Genomic DNA, 18,687 nt, shown 5'->3' on the forward strand with positions numbered 1-18,687 from the left:
CCGTGCACGCGCGCCGTGACGGAACGCGAATCGTGATCATTCTGGAGCGATGCCGCACCGCCGACAGGCGGTCGCGAGGACGTCAGGCTGCGTGCGAGAGCGTCAGGATGGGAAACAGCGGCTCACGCGACACAGGTTGCGCGGCCTGCAGTACGTCCATCGCCATGTCTAGGCAGCTGCCGCAGTTGGCGCCCGCGCCCGTGCGCATGGTCAGTTCGGCCACGGTGGTGCATCCCGCGGCGGCGGCTTCACGGATCTGGCGGTCGGTCACGCCGTTGCAGATGCAGACGTACACGGTGGCAGTGGCAGTGCGGCGGGCACGGGATGGCCCGACGCCATTTCACCCAAGATGAGAATGATTGTCAATTCTTGGCAGGTTCGCCGGTACCGCCCCGTTTACGTGCCGGCCGGTCACGGCCACGCCAGCGGTTCCCGTCCACCGAAGCCCGGGGATCGGGCAGCTGCGGGGGAATGGCTTGCGGGCCCGCGACCCCACGGGCGAACGAGGCCAGATGCCCCAGTGCGCTGGCGTACACGCGGCGCTTGAACATGACCACGTGTTCGAGCGGATACCAGAAATCCACCCAGCGCCAGTGATCGAATTCAGGGCTCTCGGTGAGGTCCAGGCGGACGTGCGCTTCGTCGCCGACCAGGCGCAGCAGGAACCAGACCTGCTTCTGGCCAATGCAGACTTGGCGTTCGTTGCGCCTGATGGCGCGCGGCGGCAGGCGATAGCGAAGCCACCCCGGCGTGACGCCCAGAACTTCCACGTGTTCGGGCAACAGGCCTGTTTCTTCGCGCAACTCGCGGTACATGGCCTCGACCGGCGTCTCGTCCGTGTTCATGCCACCTTGCGGGAACTGCCAGCCATCCCGGCGCACGCGTCGCGCCCAGAACACCCGGCCATCCGGCCGCATCAACACGATGCCGACATTGGGTCGGTAGCCGTCCGGATCGATCACGATGCGGACTCCATAAATCTACTGTCCCCGACTCTGCCACGCCCTGCCGCAGGCGACAAGCACGGCACCCCGGCTTGACAGGCAGGGGGTCGAAATGAAGAATACGCGGTTCACGCGGCTATGTAGCTCAGCCGGTTAGAGCACAGCACTCATAATGCTGGGGTCGGTGGTTCGAGTCCACCCATAGCCACCAGATTCCCGAGCGGAATCAACGCGTTGAAACGAACCCGCCGCGAGGCGGGTTTCTTGTTGGTCGATGGAATGGGGAGAGCGCCGGGCGGCTTAGGGGCCTCTTCTCCGCACCCCCATCCTTGAGCCCCTCTCCCCCATCTCGGGCCCGGGCTTTGCCAGTCATGCGTCACGCCGGCGCACTTGGCGGCGCGTAGGGATGTTTGGTCACGCGTGAAGGCCCCCTGATGCGCTGTCCCTTGATTTTCCGCAGTTCTAATTCACAATCGCGATGGGGAGCGCGGCTGGGGGGCTGCGCAGCTTCACCATCTATACACAGGGGAATTCATGAACCGGACTATCGTCGTCCTGACGCTTCTGGGCGCTCTGCCGCTGGCTGCGCATGCGCAGCAGACCACGCTGTGCACTTCACTGATCACCGATAACCCGTCGAACCCCTATATTGATGGTGTGGTCGCCGTTTCAGAGACCTTTCCGGTCGACGGTAGTGGTGACTACACCTCGGCGTGGAAGGCTCATATCGACCGGAAGTACCCGTCGAAGCTCCAGCGTATGTCGCAGTGCTCCACCGCCGTGCCAAACCCTGCTATGGCGGCTCAGGGACGACTGAACTTCATCCAGAAGTGGGAGGCTGGTTTCCAAACCGATCTCGAACCTTGGCGCCCTGCTAATCAGGGGTATGCCGGCCGCGACTCCGGCGACGGGCAATCGTCGCGCAATGATGCTGGCGATCAGTCTGAGAGTGACGACGACCAGTATTCGGGAGACAGCTCGAACCAAACTGGCCAAACCCGCCAGGCTGCGAACAACACCTCCGCGCCCGCAGCGAATGGTGGGACGGGACAACGTCCGATCTGTGCGACGCAGCCCTTCGATGCCCCAAACACCGCTTTCCCGCAGGGCTCAGCACGGAAGATCACCAACACGTGCCGCGAACCGCTCAGCGTGCGTATCTGTCTCCGCATCCAAGGGAAGTGGGACTGCGGCGTCAACTGGAACGTCCAGCCAGGTGCCGACTGGAGTTGGGGCAGCACGAAGGTCTACACCGGATGGTTCTGGGACGCGCGGCTGGCGTCTTCGGGCGACAAGCTGGGACACCCGGACAACTGAGTAACCCCTGAGCGGAGAGCTGACCGCGCAGCTGCGTGCCCAACCCTACCGGCCAGCTTACCTACCCGTAAGTCGGCCATCCGCCTTAGGAAATCACTGACTTTTCTCAGTATTTTCAGGCACTTGGCCTAATCGAGCGATCACTCATAATGCTGGGGTCGGTGGTTCGAGTCCACCCATAGCCACCAGATTCCCGAGCGGAATCAACGCGTTGAGAAAAGCCCGCCGTCAGGCGGGTTTTTTTGTTGGGTAGGGCAAGTAGCTCTCGGCAGGTGTGGCCTGGCTTTAGATCGGCTTAGGAGCGAAAGACTCCAAACAAGCTCCAGGTTCTGCTAACCGCAACTCGGGCTTCCCCAATTCGCACCACCATTCCGCCAAACGCCGCAAGGCCGACGCGAGCCTCGCTCCCCAATCCGAGGGGGACGTCACGAGGCGGATCGCGCGCACGAAGATGCCTACGTGGCCGCCAGCGAGGCCATCGATGCCCTGCGCCGCCAACTGGAGGAGTTCCAGACGATCCGGCGCGAGCGCGCGCAGTCCGATGGACGCCCTCACGGCGATACGGCCTGAGCGGGCTGCAGGCCGACGCCGGAATCGGCCACATCGTTGATCCCGGTCAATGGATGCGGCCACGCGCCGACGATCATGGGTCATCACTCGGGAGGCACGCGTCATGGCCAGATTCCTCATCCTCGGCGCCGGCCTGGCCGGCATGAGCGCGGCCTACGAATTGCGCAGCACCTTGGGCCCGAACCATCCCATCACGGTGATCGGCGATGGCGACCGGTTCAGCTTTACGCCTTCCAATCCGTGGCTGGCCGTGGGCTGGCGCGAAGCAGACGACTTCACTCTGCCGGCTGCACCTCCCCTCAAGAACAAGGACATCGGCTTCACGCCTTCGCCAGCGGTGCACATCGACATCGCCGGGAACTGCGTGCGCACCGCCGATGGTCTCTGGCACAGCTACGATTACCTGATCATCTGTACGGGGCCAAGACTGGCCTTCGAAGAAGTTCCCGGCATGGGGCCTGCACCGGGGTACACGCAGTCGATCTGTACGACCGAGCACGCCTCGCGGGCCTGGGAGGCCTACCAGCATTTCCTGGAAGATCCCGGCCCCATCGTGATCGGCGCGGTACAGGGTGCGAGCTGCTTCGGGCCGGCCTACGAGTTCGCGCTGATGCTCGAGACCGACCTGCGCCGGCGCAAGCTGCGCGACCGGGTGCCCATGTGCTTCGTCACCAGCGAGCCCTACGTCGGCCACCTGGGGCTGGGAGGCGTCGGCGATTCCAAGGGCATGCTGGAATCGGAGTTGCGCAAGCGGCACATCCGCTGGATCGACAACGCCCGGGTACGCGGCGTCCGTGAAACGGAGATGTCGGTGGAGGAAGTGGACGCGCACGGCGAACCGAAGAACGAGCACGTCCTGCCGTTCCGTTACGCGATGCTCCTGCCGGCCTTCAAGGGCGTAGATGCCGTCGCGGCCGTCGACGGGTTGTGCAACCCGCGCGGCTTCGTCCTGGTCGATCGCCACCAGCGCAGCGTCCGCCATCGCAACATCTTCGCCGCCGGCGTCTGCGTGGCCATTCCTCCGGTCGAAAGCACGCCGGTGCCCACCGGCGCGCCCAAGACCGGCTTCATGATCGAATCGATGGTGACGACTCTGGTGCGCAACATCCAGGCCGAACTCGATGGCAAACCCGCCACGTTCGAGGGTACGTGGAATGCCGTCTGCCTGGCCGACATGGGGGATTCGGGCATCGCGTTCGTGGCCTTGCCGCAGATCCCGCCGCGCAACGTCACCTGGACGCGCGAGGGGCACTGGGTGCATCTGGCCAAGGTCGCCTTCGAGAAATACTTCCTGTTCAAGATGCGCCATGGCACCAGTGAGCCTGTCATCGAGAAATACGTCCTCGCCATGCTTGGGATCGAACGCTTGAAGCCACACGCTGCTCCGGAGCATCCCAAGCGCAAATCGGGTTGATCTTCGGACACCCGGGGCATGCCTGACGCAATCCAGTGTGCGATGGGTACGCCGGACTCGCACCACGGCCTGCCGCGTACAGGCACGACAGGCTTCATCCGCGGGAGGCAGGACGGATTCGATCCCGGTATCGCGCTCCGGAATCAGATGTCGCCCTTCTCGCTGGGGCGTGGGTTCCGCCGGCTGATCCTGAAATCGCTGATCGCGATCCCGATATCGAACCCCTCGCCTTTTCCCGTCAATACGAGGGATACCTTGCCTTTGCTCAGCACGCGCGCGGTGCCGGCCTTGACCACGCCGACATCTCCGCTCAATGCCAGGTAATGGCCCAACACATCATCGATCCTGGCCACATCGGTGAACTTCCCCGTTCCGTCGGTGATCTTCCATTTCCCGGCCGTTATGCCGACACCATTCGCTCGAATCGCCACGGGAATGGACATGCCATCCTTGCAGGTGACAGTGCCCTCGCCCACGACACTGGCATACAGGGCCGACCATTCTTTCGAACTGAACTCGAGTGCGCAGCTCAGATCGCGCTCCGAGCCAACCGCGGAAGTCGCCCCCACCAGCAAGATTGCGGCAAGCAGGCATGTCGTCGCTGTCTTCTTCATGGCCCTACTCCTTGAGGTCGTAGTCCGCCGACATTGGCGTACCCGCACCTTAAGAAGCTTCCGTGGTGCTTCTCTTGATCCTGGTCAACAAGCGGTGAGGCATCACCTCAAGGCCTTGCCCGACTCATGGTGCGGATGCGCAGGCGCTTCATCGCAGTGTTCTTGATGGGGATCAAGAACGGAACACAAGTCGGACGATAGGCTCAGGATCCATGGCTGGCAGGAACTTCGCATGAAAAAAACCACCATTACCCACCGCTGGTCGCGCATCGCAACAGTGCGATCTGCAGTCTCCGGTAGCGACCGGATCGTATGCACATGGGGATCGACGCGTCCGCACGCATGACACCCGGATGGACTGCCAATGCCCTCGCTTCCAACTCCGACACACTCTGAGGCACGCGTCATCGGTATGGGAACGATACCGCCCCGGTCTCGGGTTCTACACGACCATCTCGCTGCGCCCTGGTTATCTGCCGCATGCGGCGGCGACACAATGCGGGCAGCGCGACCTTGCGTCCGCGCTCCGACGAGGCCGCGCCGATGGTTACCGGGCCCGTGAATACCGCAGGCTCGGCGGCGTCATACTCACGACCCGGGCAGACGATGCCCGCTGGCCTGAGCTCCGCCGATGCGAGACGCAAACTCGAGGAAAATGGCCCCAACCTGATGCCGCGAGCCGAAGGTCGCAGCAGCCTGCGCATCGCCGCGGGGGTCATCCGGGAACCCATGCTGGCCTTGCTCGTTGCGGCCGCAGCGATCTACCTGGTGCTGGGAGATCTTCCCGAGGCATCGGTTCTGGCCGTTTCGGTTCTGCTCGTGATCGGGCTGGCCTTCTATCAGGAATACAGGTCAGAACGTGCGCTGGACGCGCTTCGCGACCTGAGCAGTCCCCGCGCGCGAGTGCGTCGCGACGGTGAGAGCGTGCTGCTTCCTGCGCAAGACATCGTCGTCGGCGACATTCTGTTGATGGCGGAAGGAGACCGGGTGATTGCGGACGCCCGTCTGCTGCCCACAGGCGATGGACATGTCTCTGAGCTTGAACTGGATGAGTCAATGCTGACAGGCGAGTCCATGCCGGTACGTCGCGCCGCAGGGTCTGCATCAACAGACAGGATCCATGCTGGAACGCTTGTCCTGAGCGGACACGCGCTGGCGGAAGTCGTCGCCACTGGTGCCCGCAGCGCCATCGGTCGCATCGGCGTGGCGCTGGGCAGCGTGCGCACTCCGCCTACCCCATTGCAGCGGCAGATACGACATGCGATCACCGTTTTCGCGTTGCTCGCGCTCGTCGTCAGCGCCAGCGTAGTCATCCTCCATTTTTCGGTGCATGGCGATTGGCTGCAGGCCGCCCTCGCGGGCATCACGCTGGCGATGGCCAATATCCCGGAGGAATTTCCGGTCGTGCTTTCGGTGTTCCTGACCCTCGGTGCATGGCGCATGGCCCGGCATCAGGCATTGGTCCGTCGCCCGCCCGCGATCGAAGCCCTTGGCGCGGTGACCGTGCTGTGTACGGACAAGACCGGGACCCTGACCGAGAACCGCATGGCCGTGGCGGAACTGTTGACGCCTGAGGGACACATCATGCTGCCCGTGCCGCTTCCGCCGCATGCGCAGAGCCTGATCGAATGCGGCGACGCCGCGAGTGCGGACGATCCGGTCGACCCCATGGAGCGCGCTTTGCGGACCGCGGTGGGCGACCGCCCTTCAGCCGCGCGCCCACTTGGCGCGCAGCGCGTGCGGGAGTATCCCTTGATGCGACCATTGCCCGTGGTCGGCCACGCGTGGCGCCCTTCTCTGGACCGGCCGGATGTCAACGTCTACTGCAAAGGTGCGCCGGAAACCGTGGCCGCCCTGTGCGAGTTGCAACCTGACCAACGTGCCGGACTGCTCGCCGGCGCGGCATCCATGGCACGGCGCGGCCTGCGTGTGCTTGCTGTTGCGACCGCCACCGGGCTTGAGGCCGCCCCAGCGACGTTGCAGGACTGTCCGCTGCAATGGCGGGGACTGATCGGCTTCGCCGATCCTCTGCGCGATGGCGTCCCGGAGGCGATAAGGGAGGCACTCGCTGCAGGGGTGCGCGTGGTGATGTTGACAGGCGACCATCCAGAGACCGCCCGCGCGATCGCCGCACAGGCGGGCATCTGCGGCGAGGCCAACATCTTCGCCCGGGTGAAGCCCGAGCAGAAACTGGCCATGGTCGACGAACTCCGCCAGGCCGGTCATGTTGTTGCCATGACCGGGGATGGCGTCAATGATGCGCCGGCACTCGCGGCGGCACACGTTGGCATCGCCATGGGGAAGCGGGGTACCGAGGTGGCCCGGGAAGCCGCTTCCATCGTGCTGCTTGACGACAACTTCGTCACCATCATCCGCGCGATCAGGAATGGACGCGTCATCTACGACAACATCGTCAGAGCCGTGCGCTACATCCTGTCGGTCCACGTACCGATCACCGGGCTCGCCCTATTGCCGCTGTTGCTGGGTGATCCGCTCGTGCTGCTGCCCCTGCACGTGGTGTTCCTTGAGTTGATCATCGATCCGGCCTCCACGCTGGTGTTCGAACAGGAGCCTGGCGTCCATGATGTGATGCACCGTCCGCCCCGGGACCCCTCGCACCACCTGCTCGGCACCCGTTTGCTGTTCGAAAGCTTCGCGCAGGGGTTGATCGCCTTGCTTGCCGTGAGCGTCGTCTACATGCTGGGGCGCAGTAGCGGGCTCGCGGCGGCGCAGAATGGTGCGCTCGCCTTCATCGCTCTGGTGATGGGCAACCTTTCGCTCATCGTGGCCAACCGGACACTTCATGGCCGGAAGGCATGGTGGCGCCGGCGGAATCCGACATTCTGGTCCATCGTCCTCGCCGCTTCCGTCCTGACGGGCGTGGCGACGCAGGTGCGCAGCGTGTCGGGCTGGTCAGGATTCGAATCCCCGCCCGTGCCATTGACACTGGTCGCTGTTCTGTTGCCGCCCGTGCTCCTGTTCGTCGCTGACGGCATCGCAAGGACGATGGGATCGAGGCCACCGGCATCCCCGCATCGATGAGGTGCGAGTTCCTCGACACCATCGCTGTTGATCCAGGTCAATACGCAGCCTTGGCTCGTGGACGACTGTACGCACAGCCCACCCGAGGATCCCGCCATGATCAAAGACATCTTTCTTCCCATGACCGCGACGCCCGGCGACGATGACGCGCTCACGCACGCCATCGCGATGGCGTCGCGATTCCAGGCCCACCTGACCGTGCTGGAACCCGTCAGCCTCCCCCAGCCCACCATCGATCCATGGGGACTCACGCCTGAACCGAGCATGCTCGCCATCTACGATGAGCTGCGGGAGACCGGGAACCGCAACGCAGCCAAGCTCCGGACCCGCCTGGAGAAGGAGGGGATCTCATGGGAGGTTCGCCTCGAAGAATCGATGCTCCAGGAACCGAGCCATCTTGCAGCTCTCCAGGCCCGTTACGCCGACCTGTCTGTCGTGGGCGTCGCGAATCCGGACAACGAGCCGTCCCGCATGGCCCAAAGGTACTTTGAAGCGCTGTTGTTCGAAAGTGGGCGACCGGTACTGATGGTGCCCTCCCATGCCGCGATTCAGTCCGCAGCGCAGCACGTCGTCGTCGCCTGGCATCCTTCGCAAGAAGCCGCCAGGGCCGTGAACGATGCGCTCCCCCTGATGTCAGCGGCGGCATCGGTCGACGTGGTCCGTATAAGGGAGCGCCCGGGGGAAGCGGAGGGCGAAGAGGACCCCGACCTCCGGGCCATCAGCCTTCATCTCGCCCGCCACGACCTCGATGTCAACATGGTGAGCAAGCCCCTGATCGTCGAGTCGGTCGCTCTGACGCTGCTACGGCATTGCCGGGAGTCGGGCGCGCAGCTTCTGGTGGCGGGGGGCTACGGGCATTCGCGTGCTCGCGAATGGTTGCTGGGTGGCGCGACACGCACCCTGTTGCGGGCGGCGCATCTTCCTGTCCTCTTCGCGCATTGACCATGAGGGAGGTTGCAGCGTGCGCGCGGAGGCAGGAACGCCGCGCCAGCCGGTGCATCGGCTGGCGCGACGGATATCCTCTGCCCGCTCGCAGCGTGAGTCTACAGTCGCAATTCGTGGATGACTTGCGAGGCGTCATCCGGGTCGGGACGCGTATCGAAACCCAGACCGCGGACAAGATCGTGCATCGACGCATTGTCGGCAAGATCCATGGAATAGATCGTCTTCATGCCGTTGGCTCGTGCAACTTCGATCAGGCGCTGCATCAACACCGTCCCCAGTCCCTTGTGCTGCCATGCATCGGCTACGGTCACCGCGCACTCGCACCGCAAGCTGCCGGCGCCAGCGCTGTAGCGGGCGACGCCGAGCATGCAACCGTCGCCGCGCCCGGCCTCGATGGCCACCAGCGCGGCTTCGCGTGATCGATCCAGGACAGTGAGCTGAGACAGGAGGTTCTCGCTGGGATGCAGCACCCCACCGAGGAAGCGGTAGTGCTTGGCTTGATTGGAAAGGCACTCGATGAATTCACGCTCAGCCTCGCGGTCCTGGGGTCGGATATGCCGCACGAGGACGCGATGGCCATCGCGCAAGGTTTCGTACCAGACATCCGACTCTTTCGATGCGTCGGGCAGCGTCGTATCGTTCATGAGAAGCGTCCTTTGCATGCATGTGCGTTGTAGATCAATGAAGATGACCGAGCATCCCCCGGATCTCCCCAGGGCCCTGGCGCAAAGCAGCATGCTCCGGTCCGATCAGGACCGGAGCACAGTGCTCATGCGGCATCCCGGACATGTGCTCAAGTGATCACCAGGTGATCGATCACATCCTTGACGCCCGGTGTCGACCACACCGCCCGTTCGACGGCCACCCGCTCGCTCCACGTATCGACTTTGCCGTCCAGCGTCACCGTGTCGCCGTTCTTCACCGCGATACGGATCTGCTTGGCTTCCACGTCGGCGCTGCGCCTCAATGCATCCTCGATCCGCTGCTGGACCACCGGGACCTGCACTGTGGGCTTGATGACGATGTTGTTGGATATGCCCGTCACGCCCCTCAATGAGCGAAGTGCACTCTCCGCACCAGTGCGCTGATATTGCCAGTCGACTTTGCCTTCAAGCGTGATCCACCCCTTGTTCACTGTCAGGTGGATGTCCGATGGCACGGTGCTGCTCCACTTGAGCACGCCCAAGGCCCGCTTGGCGATTTCCTCGTCGCTGGTATCGCTTGCGAAACGGACTTCGATATTCTGAGCGATCGCCTTGACGCCCTTGACCCGCCAGGCCGCACGTTCGGCGCTCAGCTTCTGATAGTACGTGGGCACGTGTCCCGTCAGTGTGATCACGCCATCCTCTGCCAATACTCCGACATCGGCGGAGTCGAGGCTCGGCTCGAAGTCGAGCTCATCGATGACTGCCTGACGCAGCTGCTTGTCATTCATGTTCTTATCCTCTTGTCCGCAGGATCCGCGGCGTCATCCAGTTGACCGCCACGCGCGCGCGCGCGACTTGACCTGGATCAACAACCTGTCGAGTCGCTCGGATGACAAGCGGCAACGGTCAGGCGGGCGATGTCCTTCAAGTGGGCTGTCCCGGTCTCCGCCTGTTACACACTGTTACAGGCCGTAACGGGATGGATGTCGGCGAGCGGGGAAAGTGTCATAGCGTGAGTGTCCCACCCCCACCAGGACTGCCGTGATGCTGGATACTCGTGACTTCGCGGAATCCTGCACGCCCGCATGGATTCCGGACCTTGGCCAACCGCCGGTCGGCCATGTCGATCTGCAGAGCATCGACGCGTTGCTGCACAGGGCGCCCCTCCAGCGTCGCCTGGTACAGGCCCGGCGACGGCTTTTCCGCGCCGGTCAGCCATGCCGTGCCCTGTACCTCGTGCATGCGGGCCTGTTCAAGACCTGTGTCCTCAGCGAGGATGGCTGGGAACGGGTCACCGGATTCCATCTTCGCGGTGCGCTGCTGGGAATCGACTCCTTCGACATGCCGGTGCATGCCTGCGATGCGGTCGCGCTGGATACGAGCGAGGTCTGGGAGCTGCCATTGTCGTGGCTGAAGGCAGAGGGACGCGACCTGTTGCCTCATGTCACGGGGATGCTTGCGGCAGAGATACGGCGGGACGGGCGCTGGATGCTGGCGATGGGACGCTTCAGTGCCGAGCAGCGCGTGGGCGCATTCCTGCTGGACCTGGCGGCGCGATTGCACATGCTGGGCTTCAGTGCCCAGCACCTGTTGCTGCGCATGACGCGGGCTGACCTGGGCAGCTTCCTGTCGCTTCAGCTTGAAACCGTCACACGCGCATTGTCCCGCCTCGATGCCCAGGGCCTCATCTCGGTTGATCGACGCGACATCCTCATCCGGGATGAAACCGGGCTGAGGTTGGTGCTGGCCCGTTCGTAGGGCTCAGCAGATGGGGCCAGGTGACGGTACAGGCACGCCTTGTCAGGTTGCCCTGTTTGTGCCGTTCATCGGGTCGATATCGATAGTGTTTGCATCTTTGGTGAAATCGCCGTATCGGGATAGGTGTGTCCCTCCCCGTTTCGTCCAGAGGCCTCTCCTACAATGCCGGACCGCATCTCCCATTGCGACGATGCGCTTGGAAGCCTCCGGCCGCGCGTACTGATGGTGGATGACGATGCCGAGATCACGCGGATGTTGTCGCGCTACCTGGAGAATCATGGCCTGACGGTCACTGTCGCTGCGAGCGGCGCCCGATTTCGCGCACTGCTCGAAACGACTGAAGTCGATGTGATCCTGCTGGACCTGGGGCTGCCGGACACGGATGGACTCGGCCTGGTCCGTGAACTTCGCCACTATTGGCAGGGGCCCTTGATCATCGTCAGTGGACGCGGTGAATCGGTGGACCGCGTGGTCGGCCTTGAACTAGGCGCGGACGACTACATCAGCAAGCCCTTCGACCTGAGAGAACTGCTCGCCCGCATCCGTTCCGTGCTGCGACGTACCCCGCCGCCCGGGCACCTGGCGCCGCATGCGAAGAGCGGATTCGAGTTCTTCGGCCTTCGCCTGGATACGTCGGCTCGCCGCCTGATCGATCGTGACGGTTGTGACATCGAGCTCACTACCGGCGAGTTCGAACTGCTCTTCGCCTTGCTGAGGAGGCCCAACCAGGTGCTGAGCCGCGACCAGCTGATGAACGCGACGCACGGACGGGAAACGGGACCGTTCGATCGGGCCATCGACATGCAGGTCAACCGGCTGCGTCGCAAGATCGAGGTAGACCCTGCACACCCACGGATCATCAAGTCGATCCGCGGCGTCGGCTACATGCTCGCCGCTCCAGCGCCCGCTGGTTAGGGCCCCTCTTGTTTCCCCAGCTGTTCCACGCTGTACCCGATGCACTCCTCGTCGTGGATGAAACCGGCCGCATCTCGATCGCGAACAGGCAGGCCGAGCGGCTGTTCGGTTACGCCGAAGACGGTTTGACGGGGCTGGGCGTGGAGCAGTTGATCCCCGAAGATGCGCGCGAGCGGCATCGCTCCCATCGATGCGGCTACATGCGAATGCCACGGATCCGGCCCATGGGAGGCGCGGGCATGGCGTTGATCGGCCAGCGGCGCGATGGCGCACAGTTCCCGGTCGAGATCGCGCTCAGTCCGCTGCAGACCGATGAAGGGCCACGCTATCTGGCTTCGATCCGCGACATCTCCGAAACCCAGCGCGCGAGGGAGGCACTGGTCCGTGCCCGCCACGATGCACTTGTGGCGCGCATCGGTCAGGAGGCCGTCGAGCTCGCCGATGGTGATGAACTCATCGCGCGACTGCCCCAGCTGCTGACCGCCGCTCTTGGCGCCGATGCGGTCGCGATCGCCTTCTTCAGGGAGAAGCCACTGGTGGAGGTACAGGCCTGCTTCGGTGCGCCCGCGCTTTCGCGCGGACTGTTCGAGGTTCCCGAGCACTGGCAGCAGTTGAGCAGCAGCCGTCCCCGGGTGATCGACGATCTGCAGACCGCAATGTTGCCATTGCCGCTGCTGGGAGGCGACAAAGGCAGCGGTGCCGTCGTCCCGTTGATCGACCGCGACCACCCCATGGGCGTGATCGTGGTGCGCTCGGCCGGGCAACGCGCGCTCGATCACGATGCCATGCACTTGTTGCGCTCGATCGCGAACCTGGTCGCCGGCATGATCCAGCGCCGTCGGACGGAGGAGCAGCTCGCCCATGCCCAGCGGCTGGATGCGATCGGGCAATTGACCGGCGGCATCGCCCATGATTTCAATAATCTGCTGACGGTGATGTCGGGCAGCCTGCAACTGCTGGCAGACCGGTCCTCGGGTGATCCGGAAAGTGCCGACCTGATTGCCAGCGCATCACGTTCCGCTTGTCGTGGCGCTGAGCTGACACGGAAGCTGCTGGCATTCGCCCGTCGCCAAAGGCTCAGTCCGAGTGCCGTGTCGCCACCCCGCCTGCTTGAGGACCTGGAGCACATGTTGCGGCGGACACTGGGTGATTCCATCCGGCTGATCGTCGAGTGTCCGCCAACGATCCCGGCCGTCCATGCCGACGCCGCGCAATTGGATTCGGCATTGCTCAACCTGGTGCTCAATGCGCGGGATGCCATGCCGCAGGGTGGTGAAATCCGCCTGAGCGCCCGGCAGGCGGAGCTCGAAGTCGAAACGGATTCGCGAGTCACGGTGCGCCATCCTTGCATCATGTTCTCCGTCACCGATACTGGCCACGGCATGACGACAGAGACAATGGCGCGTGCGGTCGAACCATTCTTCACCACCAAGCCCGCCGGCCGCGGTAGCGGACTGGGACTCAGCATGGTGTACGGGTTTGCGGAACAGAGTGGCGGCAAGCTGCGGATCGACAGCCGCCTGGGGCACGGTACCCGGGTCGTTTTGCTCCTCCCCGCGGCACCCGTTGCCATCGCCACCAGCAACGAGTCCCCTCGACTCACCCAGGAAGGCCACGGTGAGCTCGTCCTGGTGGTCGAGGACGAACCCGCGGTTCGCGACATCGCTCTGGCCTTTCTCAGATCACTGGGCTACCGCGCGAGCGCAGTGGGTTCCGCCACAGATGCCCTGGAGCATCTTTCAGGGAATGCGGAGGTGCGGCTGCTGTTCACCGACGTCATGCTCGGTGGCGGCATGAACGGCGTCGAGCTGGCCAAGGCGGCCAAGGCCAGCCATCCGGGCCTGGGCATCCTGCTCACGTCGGGATACGAGGATGTCCTGGCGCTGGACCCTATCGAAGCACCGACCTTGGCGCCGCTGCGCAAGCCCTACAGCCGCGAGGATCTCGCTGCGGCATTGCACCGGAGCCTCAGCGACGCGTGCAGGCAAAAGAGGATTGACGTGGATCAATAAGGCCGAGCGCCCTGGCCACCAGAATGCATGCACAGGTTCGGGGGGCAACGCTCATGGTACCGGTCACCAGATTCACGTCTTTGGCTGCCGTTGAGGCGTGGGATTCGCGCTACCGCTGGCGGCAGGACGGGAGATCCCGCGATGCCTCCATCGACGCGACATGGCGACGGGTAGCCGATGCGGTCGCGGCGGCGGAAGGTTCAATGGCTCCACTGTGGGCTCACCGCTTCGTGACGGCGTTCAACCGATGGCAGTTGCTGCCGGACGAACGCCTGCTGCGGGTCGCGGGAACGGACGTGGCATACCGGGGCCTATCGGATCCGGCCGCTGCGATCAATGTCGCCGCCTTCGTCAGCGGCGACGGGATGGGCATGCCCTGCTTCGACCGGAGCCGGCTGGTCGAGACTGCGGCGCTCGCCACGCGCTTTCTGGACGACGCCCTCGTTTGTTATGGGAGTGACAATGTCGGCAGTCTCCGTGTGGGCCTCGTCGGCCTGGCAGATGCATTCCGGATGCTGGAGATGCCCTATGGTTCGGAAGCGGCACGGCAGTTCGCGATGACCGTGGCCACGCTGCTGGCCGAAGGCTCTCTTCGCGGCAACATCGACTTGGCGGCCGAGCGTGGAGGCATGAATGGACCTTCGGCGCGCGACTCGTTCGCAGATCGCATGAGGCGCAGGAGAATGCCTGCGCCGCTCATTGCCGAAGTGCTGAAGCAGGGCGTCCGCCATCCCCAGGTCACTGCCCTGGATCCCCATCCCGGCCTGGCCCTGCTGGCCAATGATGCAGCCGATGCACTCGACCCGCTTCCGGGGGACGCCATGCGTGGCTACGACGAACAGGGGAACTGCACGCTCGTCGCACATGCCAGGCTGATCGCCGCCCTACAGCCCTGCATTGATCAGGAGATCCGGCCTTCGCACACCCGACTCGACGGAGGCCCCGCATGGATACCGGCGTCTCGCGGTCAGGACCGCACCATCACGCGCCGGTGATCCGTCCCGGGGAACGGGAATGCCTCATTCCAGTGCAGCAATGACTCCGACGGCACCGCTCGCTGGTTGTTGCAGCATGTCGCCGTGTCTCCCTCAACGCACTTGGGTCCGTGGCTTCTGGCTCCGATCGGATGCATCGCGGCCCCAGTGCGCGCGCCATCCCCAACGATAGCCAGCCCTAGCATCGCCTGAGGTCGCGACTGCCTGTCGAAGCGGTCACGCGGATGATCGTGGCCATTCCCTAAGGACGGCCGCGCGACAGGGCGCCTGCCACCAGCATGAGTGCGGCAAACCCACCGAGGATGATCCAGGGGTGCTCACCGATATAGCGGCGCACCCGGTTCAGCGCCGACAGCATGGGGGCATCCGCCGGAGCATGCGCGGCCTTGGGTTCGGTGGTCGCCTCGCCAGCGCTGCGGGTTTCGAGGCCGGATCGAAGCGACCCTTGCCGTGTGCTGTCGGGACGGGTTCGGGTGCGTTGCATCGCCGTTCTCCATTCCAGTGCCCCTGCCGGGATTCAGCAGTGCAGGGGCCGTGAGCAGCGTCAGTTGACCGCCAACTTGCGTGAACCGTTGCCTGCCTTCTTGGGCAGCCTCAGGCTCAGCACGCCACCGTCGTAGTGGGCCTCCGCTTTGGTGTCGTCGATTTCCGAGGGCAACGTGAAGGAGCGGTAGGCCTGGCCTTCGTAGTGCTCGGTGTAGAGCGGCTTCTCATCCTCACTCTTCTTCTCGCGAGCGAACTCGGCGCTGACGGTAACCTGATTGCCATCGATCGAGATGTCGATGTCATCCTTCCTGACGCCCGGCACGTCGATCCTGACGAGGTATCCGCTGTCGTCCTCGGACACGCTCATCCGCATCTCCAGCATGTTCTCATCCTGGCGCGTCAGTAAGCCATGCGTACTGACGTTGCGCAGGAGGTCATTGAATTCCGGGAACACGCTAAAGCGGTTGTTCTGGCGAAACGGGTTCCAGCGGGTAGGCATTGTCATGGGACTCTCCAGCAAAGGTGGCGGCCCGCCATGAACCGCCGAGCCGCCACTATGCGCAGCGGCTGCGAGAAGGTCTTGATCTCGGTCAATGTTTCAGTATTGAAGGTGATTGCCTCACCGCGCCGGCTTCAGGTCGAGGCAGGGGACAACGCACCTTGCCGGAAGCTCCACTCATCGGGTGTCTGCATCCCGGCGCGCGGCTCCACGACGCAGCGCTTCCAGAGGATTGTCAGCCCTCTCTCAGCGCACGCGCGGCGGAATCGTGGTGCTGCTCCCGCAGGAGCTGGTTCACTTCGGTCAACGACGGCATGGCGGCGAATGCGCCCTTGCGTGTCACCGCCAACGCGCCCACCGCGGCGCCGAAGCGGATGGCGTCTGCGAGGCCTTCCTGATGCTCGCAGAAGGCATGGAAACCCCGGCCATCGCCACCCAGCTCCCCGAGGCGGAACAGCAATCCGCCAACGAAGGCATCACCGGCCGCCGTGGTATCGCGCGCCTCGACGCGGAAACTCGGTGCGTGTCCGGATGTCTGCCGTGTGTACCACCGGATCTGCGCCGCCCCATCCGTGATGATCAGCCATTGCGCCTTGCCTTCGAAGATGCGCGCCCGCACGGCCGCCTCGCCCTCGGCGCCGCCACCCAGCGGCTGCGCCAGGTAATCCAGTTCCTCCTGCGAGAGCTTGACCAGGTCGGCGGCCGACAACGCCTGCCACAAGCGGGGGGCCGGATCCGTGTCCTGCGGCCACAACGCCGGACGCAGGTTGAGATCCAGGCTGACCATCGCCCCGGCATCCCGCGCACGCGCCATGCCGTCCAGGGTCGCATCGGCGATGGCGGCTTCGGTCAGGCTGTTGGAACAGACATGGAAACTGCCGGTGCCACCGAAGCAGGCAGGCACGAAATGCGCGCTGCGGAACAGCAGGTCCGCGGCGGGCGGACGGTAGAAACTGAAGCTGCGCTCGCCCCGTTCGTCCAGCGCCACGAACGCCAATGCGGTCTTGGCGGCGCTGGTACGCACGATGCAATCCGTCGCCACGCCGGCCGCGATGAAACTCTGCAGCAGGAAGTCGCCGAACATGTCGTTGCCCAGCATGCCGGCGAAATGCGTGTCCGCGCCCAGCCTCGCTGCGGCCACGGCCACGTTGGCGGGCGCACCGCCGGCGTACTGGAGGAACGCACGCGGCGTGTCGGATGTGGCCGGCGGCTGGGCCAGCAGGTCGATCAGGGCCTCGCCGAAGCAGACGATCTTCGACATGGCTTACGCTCCCTGCGCCTGCGTGGCCGGTGCCGGGCGCGAACCCGACAGGCCGTAGAACACGATGTAGCCATAGCAGACCAGCGGCAGCAGGAAGGACGCCTGCACGCCGATGCCATCGGCAAGCACACCCTGCAAGTAGGGCACCACGGCACCGCCGACGATGGCCATGATCAGCAGACTGGAGGCCTTGTTGGTCAGCGGCCCCAGGCGCTCGATGCTGAGCGCGAAGATGGTCGGGAACATGATCGAATTGAACAGGCCCACCGCCACCACGCTGTACAGCGACAGGGCCCCGCTGCCCAACAGCGTCGTGGCCAGCAACACCACGTTGGCCACCGCGAACAGCGCCAGCAGTCTGCGCGGCGAGAAGCGGACCATGATCGCCGAACCGGCAAAACGCCCGATCATCGCCAGCGTCCAGTACGCCGCCACGTAGCGCGAGGCTTCCTGTTCGCTGAAACCGCCGATGGCCGGCATCGACAGGTAGTTGACCAGGAAGCTGCCGATGGCCACTTCCGCACCGACGTAAAAGAAGATGGCCAGCACGCCGAAACGCACGTGGCGATGGCGCAGCGCGTCGCCCAGCGTGTGCCGCACCGGATCGGCGGACTCGGTGGTCTCGCTCAGCGCGGGCAGGCGGAACAGGAATACGAACAGCGCCAACAGGAACAGCACCACCGCCAGCCCGACATACGGGCCCTGCACCGATTGTGCTTCCTGCGCGCGATAGGCGACCTGCTCGGCGACAGGCAGTGCAGCGATCTGGTCGGCGCTCTTCACCGTGTTGCCGAGGATCAGCAGGCCACCGATCAGGGGCGCGATGGCGGTGCCCAGCGAGTTGAGCGCCTGTGCCAGCGTAAGACGGCTGGAACTGGTCTGTTCGGGCCCCAGCAGCGCCACGTAGGGATTGGCGGCCACCTGCAACACGGTGATGCCGGTGGCCAACACGAACAGCGCGCCCAGGAAGGCTTCGTACACGCGCAGTTCCGCTGCCGGCCAGAAGCCCAGTGCACCCACGCCGGCGATGGCCAGGCCGGCCACGATGCCCTTCTTGTAGCCCAGGTGCGCGACCAGCCGGCCGGCCGGCAGCGACATCAGGAAGTACGCGCCGAAGAAGGTGAACTGCACCAGCATCGCGCGCGCGAAATTCAGTTCGAACACGGCCTTCAGGTGCGGAATCAGGATGTCGTTCAGGCAGGTCAGGAAGCCCCACATGAAGAAGATCGTGGTCACCACGGCCAGCGCCGCGCGCGGCGTGACCGCCG

At 64.5% G+C, this 18,687-nt stretch carries 16 protein-coding genes, 1 tRNA gene and 1 pseudogene; 9 read left to right on the forward strand and 9 right to left on the reverse strand.

From position 1 onward, the window contains the following. Positions 1-82: 82 nt before the first annotated feature. Together OY559_RS17415 and OY559_RS17420 are read right to left on the reverse strand one after the other, a co-directional pair. Positions 83-295: a (2Fe-2S)-binding protein gene (locus tag OY559_RS17415; RefSeq protein ID WP_277727545.1), complete on the reverse strand. Its 213-nt coding sequence runs from the start codon at positions 293-295 to the stop codon at positions 83-85. A 67-nt stretch (positions 296-362) separates the two neighbouring features. Next, a complete protein-coding gene (locus OY559_RS17420; RefSeq protein WP_277727546.1) occupies positions 363-962 on the reverse strand; it encodes an RNA pyrophosphohydrolase in 600 nt (199 codons plus the stop codon). 116 nt (positions 963-1,078) lie between these two features. Between OY559_RS17420 and OY559_RS17425 the strand changes: the two genes are divergently transcribed. From OY559_RS17425 to OY559_RS17435, 3 genes are all read left to right on the forward strand, one after another. Continuing rightward, positions 1,079-1,155 (forward strand) — tRNA-Met (locus tag OY559_RS17425). Positions 1,156-1,478: 323 nt separating this feature from the next. After that, positions 1,479-2,261 carry a hypothetical protein gene (locus OY559_RS17430; protein WP_277727547.1) on the forward strand — a complete coding sequence of 261 codons (783 nt, stop codon included), beginning with the start codon at positions 1,479-1,481 and terminating at the stop codon, positions 2,259-2,261. A 673-nt stretch (positions 2,262-2,934) separates the two neighbouring features. Further along, positions 2,935-4,245: an NAD(P)/FAD-dependent oxidoreductase gene (locus OY559_RS17435; RefSeq protein WP_277727548.1), complete on the forward strand. Its 1,311-nt coding sequence runs from the start codon at positions 2,935-2,937 to the stop codon at positions 4,243-4,245. A 143-nt stretch (positions 4,246-4,388) separates the two neighbouring features. Here OY559_RS17435 and OY559_RS17440 read toward each other — a convergent pair whose 3' ends face one another. Beyond that, on the reverse strand, positions 4,389-4,859 hold the full coding sequence (locus OY559_RS17440; RefSeq protein WP_277727549.1) for a hypothetical protein: 471 nt from the start codon (positions 4,857-4,859) through the stop codon (positions 4,389-4,391). Positions 4,860-5,465: 606 nt separating this feature from the next. On the opposite strand from OY559_RS17440, the gene OY559_RS17445 reads away from it, so the two are divergent. Both OY559_RS17445 and OY559_RS17450 read left to right on the forward strand, forming a co-directional pair. Continuing rightward, on the forward strand, positions 5,466-7,901 hold the full coding sequence (locus tag OY559_RS17445; protein WP_277727550.1) for a cation-translocating P-type ATPase: 2,436 nt from the start codon (positions 5,466-5,468) through the stop codon (positions 7,899-7,901). 96 nt (positions 7,902-7,997) lie between these two features. Continuing rightward, positions 7,998-8,843, forward strand: coding sequence for a universal stress protein (locus OY559_RS17450; RefSeq protein ID WP_277727551.1), 846 nt, complete (start codon positions 7,998-8,000; stop codon positions 8,841-8,843). A gap of 101 nt (positions 8,844-8,944) precedes the next feature. On the opposite strand, the gene OY559_RS17455 is transcribed toward OY559_RS17450, so the two are convergent. Both OY559_RS17455 and OY559_RS17460 read right to left on the reverse strand, forming a co-directional pair. Beyond that, positions 8,945-9,490: a GNAT family N-acetyltransferase gene (locus OY559_RS17455; RefSeq protein WP_277727552.1), complete on the reverse strand. Its 546-nt coding sequence runs from the start codon at positions 9,488-9,490 to the stop codon at positions 8,945-8,947. 149 nt (positions 9,491-9,639) lie between these two features. Further along, positions 9,640-10,281: a BON domain-containing protein gene (locus OY559_RS17460; protein ID WP_277727553.1), complete on the reverse strand. Its 642-nt coding sequence runs from the start codon at positions 10,279-10,281 to the stop codon at positions 9,640-9,642. 256 nt (positions 10,282-10,537) lie between these two features. Here OY559_RS17460 and OY559_RS17465 point away from each other — a divergent pair, with 256 nt between their 5' ends. From OY559_RS17465 to OY559_RS17480, 4 genes are all read left to right on the forward strand, one after another. After that, positions 10,538-11,251 carry a helix-turn-helix domain-containing protein gene (locus OY559_RS17465; RefSeq protein WP_277727554.1) on the forward strand — a complete coding sequence of 238 codons (714 nt, stop codon included), beginning with the start codon at positions 10,538-10,540 and terminating at the stop codon, positions 11,249-11,251. 162 nt (positions 11,252-11,413) lie between these two features. Continuing rightward, positions 11,414-12,166, forward strand: a complete 753-nt coding sequence (locus OY559_RS17470) for a response regulator (RefSeq protein ID WP_277727555.1) — start codon at positions 11,414-11,416, stop codon at positions 12,164-12,166. Between the two features lie 8 nt (positions 12,167-12,174). After that, positions 12,175-14,178 carry a PAS domain S-box protein gene (locus tag OY559_RS17475; RefSeq protein WP_277727556.1) on the forward strand — a complete coding sequence of 668 codons (2,004 nt, stop codon included), beginning with the start codon at positions 12,175-12,177 and terminating at the stop codon, positions 14,176-14,178. 53 nt (positions 14,179-14,231) lie between these two features. Then, positions 14,232-15,173, forward strand: coding sequence for a ribonucleotide reductase barrel domain-containing protein (locus tag OY559_RS17480; protein ID WP_277727557.1), 942 nt, complete (start codon positions 14,232-14,234; stop codon positions 15,171-15,173). Positions 15,174-15,414: 241 nt separating this feature from the next. On the opposite strand, the gene OY559_RS17485 is transcribed toward OY559_RS17480, so the two are convergent. From OY559_RS17485 to fucP, 4 genes and pseudogenes are all read right to left on the reverse strand, one after another. Beyond that, positions 15,415-15,657, reverse strand: a complete 243-nt coding sequence (locus OY559_RS17485) for a hypothetical protein (RefSeq protein ID WP_277727558.1) — start codon at positions 15,655-15,657, stop codon at positions 15,415-15,417. A 60-nt stretch (positions 15,658-15,717) separates the two neighbouring features. Then, positions 15,718-16,164, reverse strand: a complete 447-nt coding sequence (locus OY559_RS17490; protein ID WP_277727559.1) for an Hsp20/alpha crystallin family protein — start codon at positions 16,162-16,164, stop codon at positions 15,718-15,720. A gap of 229 nt (positions 16,165-16,393) precedes the next feature. Further along, positions 16,394-17,419: a carbohydrate kinase family protein gene (locus OY559_RS17495; RefSeq protein WP_277727560.1), complete on the reverse strand. Its 1,026-nt coding sequence runs from the start codon at positions 17,417-17,419 to the stop codon at positions 16,394-16,396. A 3-nt stretch (positions 17,420-17,422) separates the two neighbouring features. Continuing rightward, positions 17,423-18,667 (reverse strand): annotated as a pseudogene (gene fucP / locus OY559_RS17500) (L-fucose:H+ symporter permease); the annotation flags it as partial. Between the last annotated feature and the right edge of the window lie 20 nt (positions 18,668-18,687).

This window comes from Pseudoxanthomonas sp. SE1 (assembly GCF_029542205.1).
In the GTDB taxonomy this organism is placed as follows: Bacteria; Pseudomonadota; Gammaproteobacteria; order Xanthomonadales; family Xanthomonadaceae; genus Pseudoxanthomonas_A.

Bases quoted from the DNA above. Each gene is read 5' to 3' on its own strand.
- OY559_RS17430 (WP_277727547.1), top strand. From the start codon at position 1,479: ATGAACCGGACTATCGTCGTCCTGACGCTTCTGGGCGCTCTGCCGCTG.
- OY559_RS17435 (WP_277727548.1), top strand. From the start codon at position 2,935: ATGGCCAGATTCCTCATCCTCGGCGCCGGCCTGGCCGGCATGAGCGCG.
- OY559_RS17440 (WP_277727549.1), bottom strand. From the start codon at position 4,859: ATGAAGAAGACAGCGACGACATGCCTGCTTGCCGCAATCTTGCTGGTG.
- OY559_RS17445 (WP_277727550.1), top strand. From the start codon at position 5,466: ATGCCCGCTGGCCTGAGCTCCGCCGATGCGAGACGCAAACTCGAGGAA.
- OY559_RS17450 (WP_277727551.1), top strand. From the start codon at position 7,998: ATGATCAAAGACATCTTTCTTCCCATGACCGCGACGCCCGGCGACGAT.
- OY559_RS17455 (WP_277727552.1), bottom strand. From the start codon at position 9,490: ATGAACGATACGACGCTGCCCGACGCATCGAAAGAGTCGGATGTCTGG.
- OY559_RS17460 (WP_277727553.1), bottom strand. From the start codon at position 10,281: ATGAATGACAAGCAGCTGCGTCAGGCAGTCATCGATGAGCTCGACTTC.
- OY559_RS17465 (WP_277727554.1), top strand. From the start codon at position 10,538: ATGCTGGATACTCGTGACTTCGCGGAATCCTGCACGCCCGCATGGATT.
- OY559_RS17470 (WP_277727555.1), top strand. From the start codon at position 11,414: ATGCCGGACCGCATCTCCCATTGCGACGATGCGCTTGGAAGCCTCCGG.
- OY559_RS17480 (WP_277727557.1), top strand. From the start codon at position 14,232: ATGGTACCGGTCACCAGATTCACGTCTTTGGCTGCCGTTGAGGCGTGG.
- OY559_RS17485 (WP_277727558.1), bottom strand. From the start codon at position 15,657: ATGCAACGCACCCGAACCCGTCCCGACAGCACACGGCAAGGGTCGCTT.
- OY559_RS17490 (WP_277727559.1), bottom strand. From the start codon at position 16,164: ATGACAATGCCTACCCGCTGGAACCCGTTTCGCCAGAACAACCGCTTT.
- OY559_RS17495 (WP_277727560.1), bottom strand. From the start codon at position 17,419: ATGTCGAAGATCGTCTGCTTCGGCGAGGCCCTGATCGACCTGCTGGCC.